This is a genomic window from Enterobacter cloacae complex sp. 309I3, assembly GCF_050031595.1.
Classification (GTDB): Bacteria; Pseudomonadota; Gammaproteobacteria; order Enterobacterales; family Enterobacteriaceae; genus Enterobacter; species Enterobacter cloacae.
Genome location: NZ_JBLGWI010000001.1, coordinates 2976238 through 2995723, shown reverse-complemented (window position 1 = coordinate 2995723; position 19486 = coordinate 2976238). Strand labels below are relative to the sequence as shown.

18 protein-coding genes are annotated in these 19486 nt (G+C 56.0%); 12 read left to right on the top strand and 6 right to left on the bottom strand.

Translation table 11 applies throughout. The features are described from left to right. Positions 1 to 10 precede the first annotated feature (10 nt). Together ACQG22_RS14220 and ACQG22_RS14215 are read right to left on the bottom strand one after the other, a co-directional pair. On the bottom strand, positions 11 to 829 hold the full coding sequence (locus ACQG22_RS14220; RefSeq protein ID WP_369706657.1) for a DUF72 domain-containing protein: 819 nt from the start codon (positions 827 to 829) through the stop codon (positions 11 to 13). Next, complete coding sequence (locus tag ACQG22_RS14215; RefSeq protein ID WP_029882314.1) at positions 826 to 1392, bottom strand: hydrolase; 567 nt, start codon at positions 1390 to 1392, stop codon at positions 826 to 828. Before ACQG22_RS14215 ends, ACQG22_RS14220 begins: the two co-directional genes overlap by 4 nt. A 264-nt stretch (positions 1393 to 1656) precedes the next feature. Here ACQG22_RS14215 and aspS point away from each other — a divergent pair, with 264 nt between their 5' ends. The 6 genes from aspS to ruvB all read left to right on the top strand — a co-directional run bounded on the left by aspS (position 1657) and on the right by ruvB (position 6913). Further along, positions 1657 to 3429 (top strand): aspartate--tRNA ligase, encoded by a 1773-nt coding sequence (aspS, locus tag ACQG22_RS14210; RefSeq protein WP_013096080.1) that lies wholly within the window; start codon positions 1657 to 1659, stop codon positions 3427 to 3429. Between the two features lies 1 nt (position 3430). After that, positions 3431 to 3874: a dihydroneopterin triphosphate diphosphatase gene (gene nudB / locus ACQG22_RS14205; protein WP_023620451.1), complete on the top strand. Its 444-nt coding sequence runs from the start codon at positions 3431 to 3433 to the stop codon at positions 3872 to 3874. Between the two features lie 27 nt (positions 3875 to 3901). Beyond that, positions 3902 to 4642: a YebC/PmpR family DNA-binding transcriptional regulator gene (locus ACQG22_RS14200; protein WP_013096082.1), complete on the top strand. Its 741-nt coding sequence runs from the start codon at positions 3902 to 3904 to the stop codon at positions 4640 to 4642. Between the two features lie 34 nt (positions 4643 to 4676). After that, positions 4677 to 5198: a crossover junction endodeoxyribonuclease RuvC gene (gene ruvC / locus ACQG22_RS14195; protein ID WP_013096083.1), complete on the top strand. Its 522-nt coding sequence runs from the start codon at positions 4677 to 4679 to the stop codon at positions 5196 to 5198. A gap of 81 nt (positions 5199 to 5279) precedes the next feature. Beyond that, positions 5280 to 5894 carry a Holliday junction branch migration protein RuvA gene (gene ruvA / locus ACQG22_RS14190; RefSeq protein WP_013096085.1) on the top strand — a complete coding sequence of 205 codons (615 nt, stop codon included), beginning with the start codon at positions 5280 to 5282 and terminating at the stop codon, positions 5892 to 5894. 8 nt (positions 5895 to 5902) lie between these two features. Then, positions 5903 to 6913, top strand: a complete 1011-nt coding sequence (gene ruvB, locus ACQG22_RS14185; protein WP_013096086.1) for a Holliday junction branch migration DNA helicase RuvB — start codon at positions 5903 to 5905, stop codon at positions 6911 to 6913. 489 nt (positions 6914 to 7402) lie between these two features. Here the strand turns inward: ruvB and znuB are convergent, their stop codons facing one another. Together znuB and znuC are read right to left on the bottom strand one after the other, a co-directional pair. Further along, positions 7403 to 8188: a zinc ABC transporter permease subunit ZnuB gene (gene znuB, locus ACQG22_RS14180; RefSeq protein WP_013096087.1), complete on the bottom strand. Its 786-nt coding sequence runs from the start codon at positions 8186 to 8188 to the stop codon at positions 7403 to 7405. Continuing rightward, complete coding sequence (gene znuC, locus ACQG22_RS14175; protein ID WP_148790593.1) at positions 8185 to 8940, bottom strand: zinc ABC transporter ATP-binding protein ZnuC; 756 nt, start codon at positions 8938 to 8940, stop codon at positions 8185 to 8187. Before znuC ends, znuB begins: the two co-directional genes overlap by 4 nt. A 77-nt stretch (positions 8941 to 9017) precedes the next feature. On the opposite strand from znuC, the gene znuA reads away from it, so the two are divergent. From znuA to lpxM, 3 genes are all read left to right on the top strand, one after another. Then, entirely contained in the window at positions 9018 to 9962 is a 945-nt protein-coding gene (znuA, locus tag ACQG22_RS14170; protein ID WP_013096089.1) for a zinc ABC transporter substrate-binding protein ZnuA, read from the top strand. 15 nt (positions 9963 to 9977) lie between these two features. After that, entirely contained in the window at positions 9978 to 11297 is a 1320-nt protein-coding gene (mepM, locus tag ACQG22_RS14165) for a murein DD-endopeptidase MepM (protein WP_013096090.1), read from the top strand. A gap of 119 nt (positions 11298 to 11416) precedes the next feature. Continuing rightward, positions 11417 to 12388: a lauroyl-Kdo(2)-lipid IV(A) myristoyltransferase gene (lpxM, locus tag ACQG22_RS14160; protein WP_040019981.1), complete on the top strand. Its 972-nt coding sequence runs from the start codon at positions 11417 to 11419 to the stop codon at positions 12386 to 12388. A 48-nt stretch (positions 12389 to 12436) separates the two neighbouring features. Here the strand turns inward: lpxM and pyk are convergent, their stop codons facing one another. Continuing rightward, positions 12437 to 13879, bottom strand: a complete 1443-nt coding sequence (pyk, locus tag ACQG22_RS14155; protein WP_013096092.1) for a pyruvate kinase — start codon at positions 13877 to 13879, stop codon at positions 12437 to 12439. 140 nt (positions 13880 to 14019) lie between these two features. Further along, on the bottom strand, positions 14020 to 14889 hold the full coding sequence (locus ACQG22_RS14150; protein ID WP_029882312.1) for a MurR/RpiR family transcriptional regulator: 870 nt from the start codon (positions 14887 to 14889) through the stop codon (positions 14020 to 14022). Positions 14890 to 15245: 356 nt separating this feature from the next. Here ACQG22_RS14150 and zwf point away from each other — a divergent pair, with 356 nt between their 5' ends. The 3 genes from zwf to kdgA all read left to right on the top strand — a co-directional run bounded on the left by zwf (position 15246) and on the right by kdgA (position 19448). Beyond that, complete coding sequence (gene zwf / locus ACQG22_RS14145; RefSeq protein WP_014832396.1) at positions 15246 to 16721, top strand: glucose-6-phosphate dehydrogenase; 1476 nt, start codon at positions 15246 to 15248, stop codon at positions 16719 to 16721. A gap of 234 nt (positions 16722 to 16955) precedes the next feature. Then, positions 16956 to 18767, top strand: coding sequence for a phosphogluconate dehydratase (gene edd, locus ACQG22_RS14140; protein ID WP_061772747.1), 1812 nt, complete (start codon positions 16956 to 16958; stop codon positions 18765 to 18767). Between the two features lie 39 nt (positions 18768 to 18806). Continuing rightward, positions 18807 to 19448, top strand: a complete 642-nt coding sequence (gene kdgA, locus ACQG22_RS14135; RefSeq protein ID WP_029882310.1) for a bifunctional 4-hydroxy-2-oxoglutarate aldolase/2-dehydro-3-deoxy-phosphogluconate aldolase — start codon at positions 18807 to 18809, stop codon at positions 19446 to 19448. Positions 19449 to 19486 lie beyond the last annotated feature (38 nt).

Here is a 19486-nt window from a genome sequence, read left to right as displayed (position 1 = left end):
TGGCGTGATCTCAGAAAAGAGAAGATTGTTGTGGGATGGAGGGCGCGCTGCCGAGCGACGGAACCGCGGTTTGCAGGGCCTGCCAGAGCGTATCGACCAGTTCGGGGGCCTGGGCGATATCCGGCGTATGTAAAAAAAGATACGGCGTGGTGGTCTGTTCCCATTTCGCTAACGTGTGCAGCCAGACGGCGAACATCTCCTGATTTTGCTGCATATTGTCGCTGCCGATAAACCGGACCATCGGATTGTGCGCGGTTACGATGGCGTGGACCGGGACTTTGGGCTTCTTGCGCTGGGCATCAATAATGGCTTCGTTATGCGCAATTGCGCTGTGAACAGGACGACTGTCAAGGATGACGCGGTTGACTGAGCGCTCATGCAATCCCCGGTTGAGTGCTTTCTCCACTTCGCCTTTGGCAAAAAATTCAGGATGTCTCACTTCCACGCCGTAGGTAAAGTCCCGGGGCAGGCCATCAAGGAATGGCCAGAGCGCGGGCAGATCGCGCGGACCAAAGGTGGCGGGAAGCTGCAGCCAGTACTGGCCGATACGGTTTGCCAGTGGCGACATTCGGCCAAAAAACTCTTCGGTTAAATCACCGCAGTTACGCAGGGCGGCGTTATGGGAGATGGTTGCCGGAAATTTAAAGCAGAAGCGGAAATCATCCGTGGTTTGATCCCGCCAGCGCTCGACAATCTCTGCCCGGGGAAGGGCATACAGCGTGGTGTTGCCCTCCACGCAGTTAAAGTGCCGGGCGTACTCTTCAAGGTTGGTTATGCCAAGGCGCACCCATTTCGGGTGCGACCACTGGGGCAGGCCCACATACATCATAACGCGCTTAAAATCTCATCCGTGCTGCGCACGCGACCGATGCGCGGGAAAATATGGGTCATGCTGCCCTGGTGTTGTTCCGCAGAAGCCGCGCTACATGCGTCTTCGGCAATCACCAGGTTAAAGCCCAACTCCCAGGCGTTACGGGCGGTGGATTCCACGCCAATGTTGGTGGAGATCCCGCACAGGATAATGGTGTCGATACCGCGGCGGCGCAACTGTAGCTCCAGGTCGGTGCCGTAGAAGGCGCCCCACTGGCGTTTGGTCACTTCGATATCGCTGTCGCGTTTGCCGAGCGAGACCGGATACGTCCACCAGTTTTCCGGCAGAGCGTGCGCGGGTGCCTGGGCATCAACCGGCTGTTTTAACGCTTCGGCAAAATCGGCCGACCAGCCAACGCGCACCATGACAACCGGTGCGCCGCTGGCGCGGCATTTTTCCGCCAGACGGGCGGCACGGCTGACGACATCATCAGCGGTGTGCGGGCCACCGGCAAAGGGAAGGATCCCTTCCTGTAGATCAATCACCACCAGGGCGGTTTTGCGGGCATCAAGTGTCAGCATGGTAACTCCAGTTAAATGAATCGCTTCCGTTACACCTTACGACGTTATGGCCTGTTATCGGTCGGATAATTTTGTTAATTTTTGTGAGAATGCGCAATAAGAGCGCAGCAAACGTGCGTCTGGCCGTGCTTCGCTCTTATCGTCCGGCGGAATTTCCAGTATAATAGCCGCCTTTTTTCATCCAGTTGTGACATACAGAAAGCTGCGACATAGTAGCCTGCATACCAGGCGACATTTAGCCTGCGGCTAATTAAGGGATATCTCATGCGTACAGAATATTGCGGGCAGCTGCGTCAGTCCCACGTCGGACAGCAGGTGACCCTGTGTGGTTGGGTCAACCGTCGTCGTGATCTTGGTAGCCTTATCTTCATTGATATGCGCGACCGCGAAGGTATCGTTCAGGTGTTCTTCGATCCGGATCGCGCGGACGCGTTGAAGCTGGCTTCTGAGCTGCGTAATGAGTTCTGCATTCAGGTCACCGGCACCGTACGTGCGCGTGACGAGAAAAACGTCAACGCAGATATGGCGACCGGTGCCATTGAAGTGCTGGCCTCCGATCTGACGATCATCAACCGTGCTGAAGCGCTGCCGCTGGACTCCAACCACGTCAACACTGAAGAAGCGCGTCTGAAATACCGCTACCTGGATCTGCGTCGCCCGGAGATGGCACAGCGCCTGAAAACCCGTGCGAAAATCACCAGCCTGGTGCGTCGCTTTATGGATGACCACGGTTTCCTCGATATCGAAACCCCGATGCTGACCAAAGCCACGCCGGAAGGCGCGCGCGATTACCTGGTGCCATCCCGCGTTCATAAAGGCAAATTCTACGCGCTGCCGCAGTCTCCACAGCTGTTTAAACAGCTGCTGATGATGTCCGGCTTCGATCGCTACTATCAGATCGTAAAATGCTTCCGTGACGAAGACCTGCGCGCTGACCGTCAGCCAGAATTTACCCAGATCGATGTGGAAACCTCCTTCATGACCGCTGAGCAGGTGCGTGAAGTGATGGAAGCGCTGGTGCGCAGCCTGTGGAATGACGTGAAGGGCGTGGAGCTGGGCGACTTCCCCATTATGACCTTCGCCGAAGCCGAGCGTCGTTACGGCTCCGACAAACCAGACCTGCGTAACCCTATGGAGCTGGTGGACGTTGCTGACCTGGTGAAATCCGTTGAGTTTGCGGTGTTTGCCGGCCCGGCTAACGATCCGAAAGGTCGCGTAGCAGCCCTGCGTGTACCGGGCGGTGCAGCGCTTAGCCGTAAGCAGATTGACGACTACGGCAACTTCATCAAGATCTACGGCGCGAAAGGTCTGGCCTATATTAAAGTAACCGAGCGTGCGAAAGGTCTGGAAGGTATCACCAGCCCGGTGGCGAAGTTCCTGAACGCGGAGATTGTAGAAGCGATCCTTGAGCGCACCGGCGCACAGGATGGCGACATGATCTTCTTCGGCGCTGACAACAAGAAAATTGTTGCCGATGCAATGGGCGCGCTGCGTCTGAAACTGGGCAAAGATCTGAACCTCACCGACGAGAGCAAATGGGCGCCGTTGTGGGTTATCGACTTCCCGATGTTTGAAGACGACGGTGAAGGCGGCCTGACTGCCATGCACCACCCGTTCACCTCGCCAAAAGACATGACGGCGGCAGAGCTGAAAGCGGCACCGGAAGAGGCAGTCGCGAACGCCTACGATATGGTTATCAACGGCTATGAAGTGGGCGGCGGCTCCGTGCGTATTCACAGCGGTGAGATGCAGCAGACGGTGTTCGGCATTTTGGGCATCAACGAACAGGAACAGCGCGAGAAGTTCGGCTTCCTGCTGGATGCGCTGAAGTACGGTACGCCGCCTCACGCAGGCCTGGCATTCGGTCTCGACCGTCTGACTATGCTGCTGACCGGCACCGACAACATCCGTGACGTTATTGCCTTCCCGAAAACCACCGCAGCGGCGTGTCTGATGACCGAAGCGCCAAGCTTCGCTAACCCGGCCGCGCTGGCTGAGCTGGGTATCGACGTGGTGAAAAAGGAAGAGAAAAACTGATATGGCATATAAGCGTCCCGTTTCTGTCTTAGTTGTAATTTACGCTCAGGACACGAAGCGGGTGCTGATGTTGCAGCGGCGCGATGACCCTGAATTCTGGCAGTCGGTTACCGGCAGTCTGGAAGAGGGCGAAACCGCGCCGCAGGCCGCCGCGCGTGAAGTAAAGGAAGAGGTCACCATTGACGTTGCTTGCGAGCAACTGACCCTGAAGGACTGTCAGCGCACGGTGGAGTTCGAAATTTTTAGCCATTTACGTCATCGCTATGCACCGGGTATCGAGCGCAACACGGAATCGTGGTTCTGTCTCGCGCTCCCTCACGAACGGGAGATCGTGTTCACTGAACATCTGACCTACCGCTGGGTGGATGCGGCGGATGCCGCCGCACTGACCAAATCGTGGAGCAACCGGCAGGCGATTGAAGAATTTGTAATTAACGCAGCCTGAAAAGGCGCGATTTTTGGAGAACTTTTTATGGCAGGTCATAGTAAGTGGGCCAACACCAAACACCGCAAAGCGGCACAGGATGCCAAGCGCGGTAAGATCTTTACCAAAATCATTCGCGAGCTGGTGACAGCAGCGCGTCTGGGCGGCGGCGATCCGGCGTCTAACCCACGTCTGCGTGCGGCAGTAGATAAAGCGCTGTCCAACAACATGACGCGTGACACCCTGAACCGTGCTATCGCTCGTGGCGTGGGCGGTGATGAAGACACGAACATGGAAACCATCATTTATGAAGGTTACGGTCCTGGCGGCACCGCGGTAATGGTTGAATGTCTGTCCGACAACCGTAACCGTACCGTTGCAGAAGTGCGCCATGCGTTCACCAAAACCGGCGGTAACCTGGGGACTGACGGTTCTGTAGCGTATCTGTTCAGCAAAAAAGGCGTCATCTCCTTCGAGAAAGGCGACGAAGATGTCATCATGGAAGCGGCACTGGAAGCGGGTGCGGAAGACGTAGTCACCTTCGACGATGGCGCTATCGATGTCTACACCGCGTGGGAAGAGATGGGCGCAGTACGTGATGCGCTGGAAGCGGCGGGCCTGAAAGCCGACAACGCTGAAGTCTCCATGATCCCGTCCACCAAAGCGGATATGGATGCTGAAACGGCACCAAAACTGCTGCGTCTGATCGACATGCTTGAAGACTGCGACGACGTGCAGGAAGTGTATCACAACGGTGAGATCTCTGATGAGGTTGCAGCGACTCTCTGATGAGAGCGTTTAAACCGTTTACGGGAGACGCGTGATGTCGATTATCCTTGGGATTGACCCCGGCTCACGCGTCACCGGTTACGGCGTTATCCGTCAGGTTGGACGCCAGTTAACCTACCTTGGCAGTGGCTGTATTCGCACCAAAGTCGAAGATCTGCCGTCGCGACTGAAGCTCATTTATGCAGGCGTGACGGAGATTATCACCCAGTTTCAGCCTGACTATTTCGCCATCGAGCAGGTCTTCATGGCGAAAAACGCCGATTCGGCGTTAAAGCTCGGTCAGGCGCGGGGCGTGGCAATTGTTGCTGCCGTGAACCAGGATCTTCCGGTATTTGAATACGCGGCAAGACAGGTCAAGCAGACGGTGGTCGGGATTGGTAGCGCGGAGAAAAGCCAGGTGCAGCATATGGTGCGTACCCTGTTGAAGCTCCCCGCGAACCCGCAGGCCGATGCCGCCGATGCGCTGGCAATTGCGATCACCCACTGTCATGTCAGCCAGAACGCGATGCAAATGAGTGAGTCGCGGCTCAATCTGGCGCGAGGCAGGTTACGATAATGAGAAAACAGGCTGGATGTTTATCCAGCCTTTTTTTATTATGTCGCAAATCAATAATTTTCCAGAACGCAGGAGCGTCACGTGATAGGCAGACTCAGAGGCATCATCATTGAAAAACAACCCCCGTTAGTGCTGCTGGAAGTTGGCGGCGTGGGCTATGAAGTCCATATGCCAATGACCTGCTTCTACGAGCTGCCGGACGCGGGCAAAGAGGCGATTGTCTTTACCCAGTTTGTGGTGCGTGAAGATGCTCAACTGCTCTATGGCTTCAACAACAAACAGGAACGCACCCTGTTCCGCGAGCTGATTAAAACCAACGGCGTCGGGCCGAAGCTGGCGCTGGCCATTCTCTCCGGTATGTCCGCCCAGCAGTTCGTGAATGCCGTTGAGCGCGAAGATCCTGCCGCGCTGGTTAAGCTCCCGGGCATTGGTAAGAAAACGGCAGAGCGCCTGATTGTTGAGATGAAAGACCGCTTTAAAGGCCTGCATGGCGATCTCTTTACCCCTGCTGCCGATCTGGTGCTGACTTCGCCGGGTGCGCCTGTGTCGGATGATGATGCCGAGCAGGAAGCGGTTGCCGCGCTGGTGGCGCTGGGCTATAAACCTCAGGAGGCCAGCCGAATGGTGAGCAAAATTGCCAAACCGGATGCCAGCAGTGAAACTCTGATTCGTGAAGCGCTGCGCGCTGCATTGTGAGGTAAAGGATGATTGAAGCAGATCGCCTGGTATCGGCAGGCACTATTCAGGCAGACGACGTGGTGGATCGTGCGATCCGTCCGAAGTTGCTTGATGAGTATATTGGCCAGCCGCAGGTGCGTTCCCAGATGGAGATCTTCATCCAGGCGGCAAAGCTGCGCGGCGATGCGCTCGATCACCTGCTGATTTTCGGTCCTCCGGGTTTGGGGAAAACCACCCTGGCGAATATCGTTGCCAATGAAATGGGCGTGAACCTGCGTACCACGTCTGGCCCGGTGCTGGAAAAAGCAGGCGATCTGGCGGCGATGCTGACCAATCTTGAACCGCACGACGTGCTGTTTATCGATGAGATCCACCGCCTGTCGCCGGTGGTGGAAGAGGTTCTCTATCCGGCAATGGAAGACTACCAGCTGGATATCATGATCGGCGAAGGCCCTGCCGCGCGTTCGATCAAAATCGATCTGCCGCCGTTTACCCTGATTGGCGCCACCACCCGCGCCGGGTCGTTAACCTCTCCACTGCGCGACCGCTTTGGTATTGTGCAGCGCCTCGAGTTCTATCAGGTCGCCGACCTCCAGCATATCGTGGGCCGCAGTGCCCGCTATATGGGGCTGGATATGAGCGAAGAGGGGGCATTTGAAGTGGCGAAGCGTTCGCGCGGAACACCGCGTATCGCTAACCGCCTGCTGCGCCGCGTCCGTGACTTTGCAGAAGTGAAGCACGATGGTTCTATTTCTGCCGAAATTGCTGCTCAGGCGCTGGATATGCTGAATGTCGATGCTGAGGGTTTTGACTACATGGACCGCAAGCTGCTGCTGGCGGTGCTGGACAAATTCTTTGGCGGGCCGGTCGGGCTGGATAACCTGGCGGCGGCAATCGGGGAAGAGCGCGAGACAATTGAAGATGTACTCGAACCGTATCTGATCCAGCAGGGCTTCCTGCAACGTACCCCGCGTGGGCGTATGGCCACGGTGCGGGCGTGGAATCATTTTGGTATCACGCCACCGGCAATGCCGTAATGCTTAATTCCCTCTCCCAAAGGGCTGAGGGATCCCCATAAATAATGCCTGCACAGACGGCCCCCTCTCCCTTTGGGAGAGGGCTGGGCAGGGGGAACATACGGCTGTGGAGGTCATTCCGTTCACTTTATGTTCCTTGCTACTCTGCAACAACATGATCCGTGAACGTGCCAGGGCGGCTCAGTCGCCACCGCCCTGGCGACCCGGGCTCCCGGCGGTAAATCGCCGCTTCGCGGTGCCTTCGGCTTATTCCTTCCGGCTTATCGGGGACGGGCGGATGTAACGTCCCTGTAAAGCCACCCTATCAGCGCATGCCTGCGCCTCGCCCCGCCTGCAGGAAACGCCTCAGCGATTTACAGCCGGACCAGGGCGTCGCTGTAAGTCATTCATTTTCCTGAAGCAACATTCATCGCTTTCGGTAAAAAATTACTGGGGATTCCTCAGCCCAAAGGGAGAGGGGTTAGGGTGAGGGCATCAGCGCCCTCGATATCAACTAGCGGTCTTCTTCATCATACTGAAAATAAACAGCACCGCCGCACACAGCACCACTGACGGCCCCGCAGGCGTGTCATAGAACGCCGAGAAGGTTAACCCGCCCGTTACCGCAATCATCCCGATAATCACCGCCACGCCTGCCATCTGCTCCGGCGTACGGGCAAAACGACGCGCGGTGGCCGCAGGAATAATCAGTAGCGACGTAATAATCAGCGCACCGACGAACTTCATCGCCACGCCGATGGTTAACGCCGTCACCAGCATCAGCAGCAGTTTCACCCGCTGCAGCTTCACGCCGTCTACAAACGCCAGATCCGGGCTGACGGTCATCGCCAGCAAATTACGCCACTGCCACAGCAGAATACCCAGCACCACCACCACGCCAATGGCAATAGCAATGAGATCTTCAGGCGTCACGGCGAGCAGGTCGCCAAACAGATAGGCCATCAGGTCAACGCGGATATTGGACATCAGGCTCACTACCACCAGGCCCAGCGACAGCGCGCTGTGCGCCATAATGCCGAGCAGGGTATCAATGGCGAGGTGAGGGCGTTTTTCCAGCCAGACCAGACCGGCGGCGAGGAGCAGCGTAACGACAATCACCGCATAGAACGGGTTGACGTCCAGCAGCAAACCAAAAGCCACGCCCAGCAGTGAAGCATGGGCCAGGGTATCGCCGAAATAGGACATTCTGCGCCAGACCACAAACGAGCCAAGCGGACCCGCGGCGCAGGCGAGCATAATCCCGGCCAGCCAGCCGGGCAGTAACAGTTCAATCATGAGGGTCCATTTCCCCGGCGCAGGACAATTCGTCCCTGTAAATCATGGCGGTGGTTATGATGATGGCGATAAATACCCAGTTGTTCAGCCCCGCGAGGGCCAAACATAGAGATAAATTCGGGGTGCATTGACACCACTTCAGGCGTGCCGGAACAGCAGATATGATGGTTCAGACAGAGCACTTCGTCGGTTTTCGCCATCACCAGATGCAGGTCGTGGGAGACCATCAGCACTGCGCAGTTCAGTTCGTGGCGCAGCTGGTCAATTAAATCGTAAAGCGCGACTTGACCATTGACGTCCACACCCTGCGTTGGCTCATCCAGTACCAGCAGCTGGGGGCTGCTGAGCAGCGCCCGGGCAAGTAACACGCGCTGGGTTTCCCCGCCGGACAGTTTTTGCAGTGGCGCGTCCACCAGGTGGCCCGCCTGGACACGTTTCAGCGCCGGAAGAATATCGGCTTTACGCGTACCAGGGCGCAGGCGCAGGAAGCGGCTGACGGTCAGCGGCAGCGTGGCATCGAGATGTAATTTTTGCGGCACGTAGCCGATACGCAATTTTTCTTCACGCTTGATGACACCTTCATCAGGGGCTACCAACCCCAGCACCACGCGCACAAGGGTGGATTTACCCGCGCCGTTCGGACCGAGCAGCGTCAGAATTTTACCGGGCTTCAGATCCAGCGACACGTCAGAAAGGACGCGGCGCTGACCGAAAGAGACCGAAACATTTTCAAGAGAAACCAAAGTTGTCATGTCAATTTAAGCTTGCAGAAGTCAACGAATGTTATAATATCACATTCCACGCATTCATTACGATGATTAGTCGCATTATGTTACATAAAAATACGCTTCTTTTCGCAGCATTATCCGCTGCCCTTTGGGGCACAACAGCACAAGATGTTAACGCTGCCGTTGTCGCTTCGCTCAAACCGCTGGGATTCATTGCATCGGCCATTGCAGATGGGGTGACGGAAACCCAGGTTCTGCTGCCCGATGGTGCCTCTGAGCATGATTATTCCCTGCGTCCATCCGATGTAAAACGCTTACAAAACGCGGACTTAGTTGTCTGGATTGGGCCGGAGATGGAAGCCTTCATGCAGAAGTCTGCGAACCAGATCGCGGACACGAAAAAGGTCACCATTGCCGAACTTTCTGGCGTGAAACCGTTGCTCATGAAGGGGAGTGATGACGACGGTGACGAACACGAAGGTCATCATGCTCATGATGAAAAAGGTGACGGGGATCACCATCACGGTGAGTACAATATGCATCTTTGGCTCTCCCCAGAGATAGCGCGGCTTTCGGCGGTTGCAATCCATGACAAATTAGTGGAACTTATGCCGCAAAGTCGAGCCAAACTAGACGCCAACCTGAAAGATTTTGAGGCACAATTAGCCGCAACCGATAAGCAGGTGGGTAACGAGCTGGCACCGCTGAAAGGAAAAGGGTATTTCGTTTTTCATGACGCCTATGGCTATTACGAAAAACACTACGGCCTGACCCCGCGTGGGCATTTTACCGTCAACCCTGAAATTCAGCCTGGTGCGCAGCGTTTACATGAGATCAGAACACAGTTGGTTGAGCAAAAAGCGTCCTGCGTTTTTGCTGAGCCACAGTTCAGGCCAGCGGTCGTAGAAGCCGTGGCCAGGGGAACATCCGTGCGCATGGGAACCCTTGACCCGCTAGGAACGAACATCCAGTTGAGTAAAGCGAGCTATTCGCAGTTCCTCACTCAACTGGCGAACCAGTATGCGAGCTGCCTGAAAGGAGATTAACGAGGAAGTGAATACGTGCAACAGATAGCCCGCTCTGTCGCCCTGGCATTTAACAATCTGCCCCGACCCCATCGCGTTATGCTGGGGTCGCTTACAGTTCTCACCTTAGCGGTCGCCGTCTGGCGGCCCTATGTTTACCACCCGAGTTCTGCCCCTATCATCAAAACCATCGAGCTTGAGAAGAACGAAATCCGTTCTCTGCTGCCGGAGGCCAGTGAGCCTATCGACCAGGCGGCTCAGGAAGATGAAGCCATTCCGCAGGATGAGCTGGACGATAAAACCGAGAATGAAGCCGGGATCCATGAATATGTGGTCTCCACTGGCGATACGCTGAGCAGCGTGCTGAACCAGTACGGCATTGACATGGGGAATATCAGCCAGCTGGCTGCCGCAGATAAAGATCTGCGTAATCTGAAAATTGGCCAGCAGCTCTCCTGGACGTTAACGCCAGAGGGTGATCTGCAGCGCCTGACCTGGGAAATGTCCCGTCGCGAAACGCGCACCTACGACCGCACTGCAAACGGTTTCAAGATGACCAGCGAGTTGCAGAAGGGTGACTGGGTTAACAGCGTGATGAAAGGGACCGTAGGCGCAAGCTTTGTCTCCAGCGCGCGTGATGCGGGCCTGACCAGCGCTGAAATCAGCTCGGTTATCAAAGCCATGCAGTGGCAGATGGATTTCCGTAAGCTGAAAAAAGGTGATGAGTTCTCCGTACTGATGTCCCGCGAAATGCTGGACGGCAAGCGTGAGCAGAGCCAACTGGTGGGTGTACGTTTGCGCTCTGATGGCAAAGATTACTACGCCATTCGCGCTGAAGACGGCAAATTCTATGACCGCAGCGGTACCGGGCTTGCGAAAGGCTTCCTGCGCTTCCCAACGGCGAAACAGTTCCGCATCTCATCCAACTTCAACCCGCGTCGTCTGAACCCGGTCACCGGGCGCGTGGCGCCGCATCGTGGCGTGGACTTCGCCATGCCGCAGGGCACACCGGTGCTGGCAGTGGGAGATGGTGAAGTGGTTGTCGCCAAACGCAGCGGGGCTGCCGGGTACTATGTTGCGGTCCGTCATGGTCGCACTTATACCACCCGTTATATGCACCTGCGTAAGCTGCTGGTGAAACCAGGCCAGAAAGTGAAACGTGGCGACCGTATCGCCCTCTCAGGCAATACCGGGCGTTCTACGGGGCCGCACCTGCATTATGAAGTGTGGATCAACCAGCAGGCGGTAAACCCGCTTACGGCGAAACTGCCGCGCACCGAAGGGCTGACGGGTAAAGATCGTAAAGATTACCTGGCGCAGGTGAAAGAGGTTGTGCCGCAACTGCGTTTCGACTAAACCCTTCCGTTTTGTCTAAAGCCGGCGTCAGTAAGCGCCGGCTTTTTCTTTTGTGCGTGGGGCGCTGCCTCGCTACACTATCGTCATTATATTTTGCATCACCAGACCCTGGAACCAGCATGGAAACCAAAAAAAACAATATTGAGTTCATTCCTGAGTTTGAAAAATCCTTTCGCCACCCGCGTAACTGGGGCGCCTGGCTTGGCGTTTACGCGTTTGCTGGCATTGCAATGTTACCAGCCTCTGTGCGCGATCCCGTTCTGGGGAAAATTGGCCGTCTTGCAGGACGAATGGGCAAAAGTGCCCGCCGTCGCGCGCAAATCAATCTCTACTACTGCTTCCCGGAAAAGAGCGATGCCGAGCGCGAAGCGATTATTGATGACATGTATACCACCGCGCCACAGGCCATGGCGATGATGGCAGAGCTGGCGCTAAAAGGGCCAGAAAAGGTCCTTAAGCGTGTTGACTGGAAAGGGCTGGAGATCATTGACGAGATGCGCCGCAACGATGAAAAAGTGATTTTTCTCGTTCCGCACGGCTGGGGAGTGGATATTCCGGCCATGCTGATGGCATCTCAGGGCCAGAAGATGGCGGCCATGTTCCATAACCAGGGTAATAAAGTCTTTGATTTCGTCTGGAACACCGTGCGTCGTCGTTTTGGTGGACGCCTTCACGCCCGTAACGATGGTATCAAGCCGTTTATTCAGTCCGTGCGACAGGGGTACTGGGGTTACTATCTGCCGGATCAGGATCACGGTCCTGAGCACAGCGAGTTTGTCGATTTCTTTGCTACCTACAAGGCGACGCTTCCGGCGATTGGCCGTCTGATGAAAGTCTGCCGCGCCCGGGTTATTCCGCTGTTCCCGGTCTACGATGGCAATACGCACCGTCTGAGCATTGAGGTTCGCCCGCCGATGGACGACTTACTGACCGCAGACGATAACACCATCGCGCGTCGCATGAATGAAGAGGTGGAGGTGCTGGTGGGGCCGCATCTTGAGCAATACACGTGGATCCTGAAGTTGCTCAAAACGCGTAAGCCTGGCGAGAAAGAGCCGTATCAGCGCAAAGAACTTTACCCAAAGAAATAAAACCCCTCACGCTGACCCTCTCCCCGTGGGGGAGAGGGGAACATCTGTTTATTCGACGGTCAATACGCGGGTGGTGTTGGTTGAGCCGATGGTGCTCATGACATCACCCTGGGTCACGATGACAATATCACCGGATACCAGGTAGCCTTTGTCGCGCAGCAGATTAACGGCATCGTGCGCCGCTGCCACACCGTCATTGGTGCTGTCGAAGTAAACCGGGGTTACGCCGCGGTACAGCGCCGTCAGGTTCAGCGTGCGCTCGTGGCGGGACATCGCGAAGATCGGCAGACCGGAGCTGATACGGGACGTCATTAGCGCGGTACGGCCTGATTCGGTCATGGTGATGATCGCCGTGACGCCCTTCAGATGGTTAGCCGCATACATGGCGGACATCGCAATCGCTTCTTCCACGTTGTCGAACTGCACGTCCAGACGGTGTTTAGAGACGTTGATGCTTGGGATCTTCTCCGCGCCCAGACAGACGCGCGCCATCGCGGCAACGGTTTCTGCCGGGTACTGACCGGCTGCGGTTTCAGCGGAAAGCATGACCGCATCGGTACCGTCCAGCACGGCGTTAGCCACGTCCATCACCTCTGCACGGGTCGGCATTGGGTTGGTGATCATGGATTCCATCATCTGGGTTGCGGTGATCACCGCGCGGTTCAACTGACGCGCGCGACGGATCAGCGCTTTCTGGATGCCGACCAGTTCCGGGTCGCCAATTTCCACACCCAGATCGCCACGGGCAACCATCACCACGTCAGACGCCAGAATCACGTCGTCCATGGCATCCTGATCGCAAACGGCTTCCGCACGTTCAACTTTTGCTACGATTTTCGCGTCGCAGCCTGCATCACGCGCCAGACGACGGGCATAGTTCAGGTCTTCGCCGCAGCGCGGGAAGGAGACGGCCAGATAGTCCACGCCGATCAGCGCCGCGGTAACGATATCCGCTTTGTCTTTATCGGTCAGCGCTTCGGCAGACAGGCCACCGCCGAGCTTGTTAATGCCTTTGTTGTTAGAGAGTGGGCCGCCGACGGTGACTTCGGTGAACACCTTCATCCCCTGAACTTCCAGCACTTTCAGCTGAACACGACCGTCGTCGAGCAGCAGGATATCGCCAGGCACAACGTCAGCCGGCAGACCTTTATAGTCGATACCCACTTTCTCTTTATCGCCTTCACCTTTACCCAGGTTGGCATCAAGCAGGAATTTATCGCCGATATTGAGGAAAACTTTGCCTTCTTTGAAGGTCGAGACACGAATTTTTGGACCCTGCAGGTCACCGAGGATAGCAACATGGCGGCCCAGTTTAGCCGCGATCTCACGCACTTTGTCGGCACGTAATTTATGGTCTTCTGGCGTACCGTGAGAGAAGTTCATACGCACCACGTTGGCACCCGCGGCGATAATCTTTTCGAGGTTATTATCGCGATCGGTGGCCGGGCCTAAGGTGGTGACGATCTTGGTTCTGCGAAGCCTTCTGGACATGTAATACTCCGTTGACTGAAACAACTTTGGTGTTGCGTGAAGATTGAATCGGCCTTCATCTGCTGCAAAGCAACCGCGAGGGGACCGAATGCCGTAAATCGTTACATCGTAATTATTCGTTACGTCTTAGTTATCTACTATCAGGGAACATCGCTCTTTATAAGCAATTCTTTATCAAAACGCGATTCCTTGAGCGCTTCCTTGACACGCTTCAAGTTATCTCTGAATTTAGCGCCGCGGCGTAAGGTAAAACCGGTTGCCAGGACGTCAATCACCGTCAGCTGCGCCAGACGGGAGACCATTGGCATATAGATATCCGTATCTTCCGGAACGTCCAGAGTGATGGCGAGCGTGGCTTCTCTTGCCAGCGGCGTGCCTGCCGTCGTGAGGGCGATAACCATGGCATCGTTTTCACGCGCCAGCTGCGCCAGCTCAACCTGACTTTTGGTGCGCCCGGTATGGGAAATCAGGACCACCACGTCATCCTCGCTACAATTCATACAGCTCATGCGTTGCAACACGATGTCATCGGAATAAATGACCGGGACGTTAAAGCGGAAGAATTTATTCATGGCGTCATGCGCCACGGCAGCCGACGAACCGAGTCCGAAGAAAGCAATTCGCTTGGCCTGGGTCAGTAAATCGACCGCCCGGTTAACGGAACTCATATCCAGCGACTGACGCACGTGGTCAAGCGTGGCCATGGCCGATTCAAATATTTTCGCCGTGTATGCATCTACGCTGTCGTCTTCATCCACATTGCGATTAACATAGGGCGTACCATTTGCCAGACTTTGTGCCAGATGCAGTTTAAAATCAGGAAAGCCACGCGTTTCCAGGCTCCGGCAGAACCGATTCACCGTCGGCTCGCTGACGCCTGCATCCTGTGCCAGAGCGGCGATGCTTGAATGAATCGCCTGAGCAGGCGAGGCGAGAATAACTTCAGCCACTTTTCGCTCGGATTTGCTAAGGTGTTCCAGTTGAAACTGGATTTTTTCCAGCATGTTCATGTTAACAGGACGCTCATGGGTGTAAACGATTTCATCCATAGATGAAATTGAGATTCGATTTAGCCGATATTACCCTCGTGGCTTCCATAAAGGGTAACAGTCGACAAGATAATGTTGTTGTTTTTTTTCATTACTTGATCGGTGTCGGGTTTTACTGTGACCGTGTTGCGCAAAGAATCGACGCTTGTTGCGTCATCAGGCCAGCGTAATCCTCTTAAGGGTGAAAAATCGCCGTATCGCACGCGACGTTAAGCGCTAATGGTTTCGGGAATGACGTAAAAGCAGTACAGTGCATTGTAATAAAATTACAACGATACCTGGCAGAAGCACCAGGTGATCCAACTGAGGAGAATGACATGGCGGTAACGCAAACAGCCCAGGCATGTGACCTGGTCATTTTCGGCGCGAAAGGCGATCTTGCACGCCGAAAATTGCTGCCTTCCCTGTATCAACTGGAGAAAGCGGGCCAACTTCATCCGGATACCCGTATCCTGGGTGTAGGGCGCGCCGACTGGGACAAGGACGCATACACCAAAGTCGTGCGTGAAGCGCTCGAAACTTTCATGAAAGAGAAAATTGATGAAAGTTTGTGGGATACCCTGAGCGGACGTCTCGATTTCTGCAATCTGGATGTGAACGACGTGAGCGCGTTTACCCGTCTGGGTGAGATGCTGGATCAGAAAAACCGGGTCACCATTAACTATTTCGCCATGCCACCAAGCACCTTCGGCGCCATCTGTAAAGGTCTGGGCGAAGCGAATCTGAACGCCAAACCTGCGCGTGTGGTAATGGAAAAACCGCTGGGTACCTCACTGTCTACCTCCCGCGAAATCAACGACCAGGTGGGCGAATACTTCGAAGAGTGCCAGGTCTACCGCATCGACCACTATCTGGGAAAAGAGACGGTACTGAACCTGCTGGCGCTGCGTTTTGCCAACTCCCTGTTTGTGAACAACTGGGACAACCGCACCATCGACCACGTGGAAATCACCGTGGCCGAAGAGGTGGGTATCGAAGGCCGCTGGGGTTACTTTGACCAGGCCGGTCAGATGCGTGACATGATCCAGAACCACCTGCTGCAGGTACTCTGCATGATTGCCATGTCTCCGCCATCAGACCTGACCGCTGACAGCATCCGCGACGCGAAGGTGAAAGTGCTGAAGTCACTGCGTCGTATCGACCGTTCTAACGTGCGCGAGAAGACGGTGCGTGGTCAGTACACATCCGGCTTTGCGCAGGGCAAAAAAGTCCCTGGCTATCTGGAAGAAGAGGGCGCGAACAAGTCCAGCAACACCGAGACGTTCGTGGCGATCCGCGTGGATATCGATGACTGGCGTTGGGCGGGTGTGCCGTTCTACCTGCGTACCGGTAAACGTCTGCCAGCCAAATGCTCTGAAGTTGTCGTTTACTTCAAAAACCCTGAGCTGAACCTGTTCAAAGAGTCGTGGCAGGAGCTGCCGCAGAACAAACTGACTATCCGTCTGCAGCCGGATGAAGGTGTGGATATCCAGATCCTGAACAAAGTGCCGGGACTGGATCACAAACATAACCTGCAGACCACCAAACTGGATCTGAGCTACTCCGAGACCTTCAATCAAACGCACCTGGCGGATGCTTACGAGCGCCTGCTGCTGGAAACCATGCGCGGTATCCAGGCGCTGTTTGTGCGTCGCGACGAAGTGGAAGAGGCGTGGAAATGGGTCGACTCCATCACCGAAGCCTGGGCTGCCGATCAGGATCCGCCAAAACCGTATCAGGCGGGCACCTGGGGACCTGTCGCCTCCGTGGCGATGATCACCCGTGATGGCCGCTCCTGGAACGAGTTTGAGTAAGATAATCCTCTAGCCCGAAGGTGTTATTTTACCGGTAACATGATCTAACACAGCTAGTGCCACAATTTTTATACTTTTAAGCTCCGCGTGGATTCACCCGCGGGGCTTTTTTTATTACACTGCCGGAAGCGATTTTGCCCCTGAGCTCCGGACAGCAAGCGTTTCAGCGTTGTTAACAACTGCCAGCGACTTTGTAAACTCCCGAGCCCGGACAGATAAATTAGAGGAGCTTTTATGAATCCGACATTGTTACGCGTAACACAACGCATTATCGAGCGCTCGAAAGAGACCCGTTCGGCCTACCTCGCCCGCATTGAACAGGCTAAGACCAATACCGTACATCGCTCGCAGCTGGCCTGCGGTAATCTGGCGCACGGTTTCGCCGCCTGTCAGCCTGAAGACAAAGCCTCATTAAAGAGCATGCTGCGTAACAATATCGCCATCATTACCTCCTATAACGACATGCTCTCCGCGCATCAGCCGTACGAAGTGTACCCGGACATCATCCGTAAAGCGCTGCACAGCGTGAATGCGGTGGGCCAGGTGGCGGGGGGCGTGCCGGCCATGTGTGACGGTGTGACCCAGGGGCAGGACGGGATGGAGCTGTCGCTGCTGAGCCGCGAAGTCATTGCCATGTCTGCAGCGGTCGGTCTGTCTCACAATATGTTTGATGGCGCGCTGTACCTCGGTGTGTGCGACAAGATTGTCCCGGGGCTCGCCATGGCGGCGCTGTCGTTTGGTCATCTTCCGGCCATTTTTGTGCCGTCAGGTCCGATGGCCAGCGGTTTGCCAAACAAAGAAAAAGTGCGTATCCGCCAGCTGTATGCCGAAGGTAAAGCAGACCGCCAGGCGCTGCTGGAAGCGGAAGCCGCCTCTTACCATGCGCCGGGTACCTGTACCTTCTACGGTACGGCCAACACCAACCAGATGGTGGTGGAATTTATGGGGATGCAGCTTCCGGGCTCCTCCTTCATTCAACCCGATGCGCCGCTGCGCAAGGCTCTGACCGAAGCCGCCGCCCGTCAGGTGACGCGTCTGACCGGGAACGGCAACGAGTGGATGCCGCTGGGTAAAATGGTCGACGAGAAAGTGATCGTCAACGGCATCGTGGCCCTGCTGGCAACGGGGGGCTCAACCAACCACACCATGCACCTTGTGGCAATGGCACGTGCGGCTGGCATCCTGATCAACTGGGATGATTTCTCCGACATCTCTTCCGTGGTGCCGCTGATGGCGCGCCTGTATCCGAACGGTCCGGCAGACATTAACCACTTCCAGGCCGCCGGTGGCGTACCGGTGTTGATGCGTGAGCTGCTCAAGGGCGGTCTGCTGCACGAAGACGTGAACACGGTGGCGGGTTTTGGTCTGCATCGCTATACCCTTGAGCCATGGCTGAACAACGGTGAGCTGGACTGGCGTGATGGGGCGAGCGCCTCTCTTGATCCGCAGGTCATTGCTACCTTCGAACAGCCCTTCTCACGCCACGGCGGCACGAAAGTGCTGAGCGGCAACCTGGGACGCGCGGTGATGAAAACTTCTGCCGTGCCGGAAGAGAACCAGGTGATTGAAGCCCCGGCAGTGGTCTTTGAGAGCCAGCATGATGTTTTACCTGCCTTTGATGCGGGCCTTCTCGACAAGGATTGCGTGGTGGTGGTGCGTCATCAGGGACCTAAAGCGAACGGGATGCCAGAATTACATAAACTTATGCCACCACTTGGTGTATTATTGGACCGCCGTTTCAAAATTGCACTGGTCACCGATGGACGCCTCTCGGGTGCCTCAGGTAAAGTGCCTTCAGCCATCCACGTAACGCCTGAAGCGTATGATGGTGGTTTGCTGGCTAAGGTGCGTGACGGCGACATCATCCGCGTCAATGGCCAGACAGGTGAGTTAACCCTGCTGGTGGACGAAGCCGAGCTGGCGGCCCGTCAGCCGCATATTCCAGACCTGAGCGCATCGCGCGTGGGAACCGGACGCGAAATGTTTGGCGCGCTGCGTGAGAAACTCTCCGGGGCGGAGCAGGGCGCAACCTGTATTACGTTTTAAGACGACTTGATTTTATCGATCTGGCGAGAGAAAACTCTGATGAAAAACTGGAAAACAAGTGCAGAAGCAATCCTGACCACTGGCCCCGTTGTGCCGGTTATCGTGGTGAACAAACTGGAGCACGCGGTACCGATGGCGAAAGCGCTGGTTGCGGGTGGCGTTCGCGTTCTGGAAGTGACCCTGCGTACCGCCTGCGCGATGGATGCGATTCGTGCAATCGCTAAAGAAGTGCCGGATGCCATCATTGGTGCGGGTACCGTTACGAACGCAAAACAGCTGGCTGAAGTGACCGAAGCGGGCGCGCAGTTTGCCATCAGCCCGGGTCTGACCGAGCCGCTGTTAAAAGCGGCAACCGAGGGCACCATCCCGCTGATCCCGGGGATCAGCACCGTTTCTGAACTGATGCTGGGTATGGACTACGGTCTGAAAGAGTTCAAATTCTTCCCGGCAGAAGCCAACGGCGGCACCAAAGCACTGCAGGCGATTGCGGGTCCCTTCTCTCAGGTGCGCTTCTGCCCGACGGGCGGCATCTCTCCGGCCAACTACCGTGATTACCTGGCGCTGAAGAGCGTGCTGTGCATCGGCGGCTCCTGGCTGGTACCGGCGGATGCCCTGGAAGCAGGCGACTGGGATCGCATCACCAGACTGGCTCGCGAAGCGGTTGAAGGCGCGAAGCAGTAAGCACCTCGCATCATGAAAAACGGGCCATCAGGCCCGTT

What these genes read in the sequence shown, in the direction of transcription:
- lpxM (WP_040019981.1), top strand. Translation starts at nt 11,417, where the DNA reads ATGGAAACCAAAAAAAACAATATTGAGTTCATTCCTGAGTTTGAAAAA.
- aspS (WP_013096080.1), top strand. Translation starts at nt 1,657, where the DNA reads ATGCGTACAGAATATTGCGGGCAGCTGCGTCAGTCCCACGTCGGACAG.
- znuB (WP_013096087.1), bottom strand. Translation starts at nt 8,188, where the DNA reads ATGATTGAACTGTTACTGCCCGGCTGGCTGGCCGGGATTATGCTCGCC.
- ruvC (WP_013096083.1), top strand. Translation starts at nt 4,677, where the DNA reads ATGTCGATTATCCTTGGGATTGACCCCGGCTCACGCGTCACCGGTTAC.
- znuA (WP_013096089.1), top strand. Translation starts at nt 9,018, where the DNA reads ATGTTACATAAAAATACGCTTCTTTTCGCAGCATTATCCGCTGCCCTT.
- pyk (WP_013096092.1), bottom strand. Translation starts at nt 13,879, where the DNA reads ATGTCCAGAAGGCTTCGCAGAACCAAGATCGTCACCACCTTAGGCCCG.
- edd (WP_061772747.1), top strand. Translation starts at nt 16,956, where the DNA reads ATGAATCCGACATTGTTACGCGTAACACAACGCATTATCGAGCGCTCG.
- ACQG22_RS14200 (WP_013096082.1), top strand. Translation starts at nt 3,902, where the DNA reads ATGGCAGGTCATAGTAAGTGGGCCAACACCAAACACCGCAAAGCGGCA.
- znuC (WP_148790593.1), bottom strand. Translation starts at nt 8,940, where the DNA reads ATGACAACTTTGGTTTCTCTTGAAAATGTTTCGGTCTCTTTCGGTCAG.
- kdgA (WP_029882310.1), top strand. Translation starts at nt 18,807, where the DNA reads ATGAAAAACTGGAAAACAAGTGCAGAAGCAATCCTGACCACTGGCCCC.
- ACQG22_RS14220 (WP_369706657.1), bottom strand. Translation starts at nt 829, where the DNA reads ATGATGTATGTGGGCCTGCCCCAGTGGTCGCACCCGAAATGGGTGCGC.
- zwf (WP_014832396.1), top strand. Translation starts at nt 15,246, where the DNA reads ATGGCGGTAACGCAAACAGCCCAGGCATGTGACCTGGTCATTTTCGGC.
- nudB (WP_023620451.1), top strand. Translation starts at nt 3,431, where the DNA reads ATGGCATATAAGCGTCCCGTTTCTGTCTTAGTTGTAATTTACGCTCAG.
- ACQG22_RS14150 (WP_029882312.1), bottom strand. Translation starts at nt 14,889, where the DNA reads ATGAACATGCTGGAAAAAATCCAGTTTCAACTGGAACACCTTAGCAAA.
- ruvB (WP_013096086.1), top strand. Translation starts at nt 5,903, where the DNA reads ATGATTGAAGCAGATCGCCTGGTATCGGCAGGCACTATTCAGGCAGAC.
- ACQG22_RS14215 (WP_029882314.1), bottom strand. Translation starts at nt 1,392, where the DNA reads ATGCTGACACTTGATGCCCGCAAAACCGCCCTGGTGGTGATTGATCTA.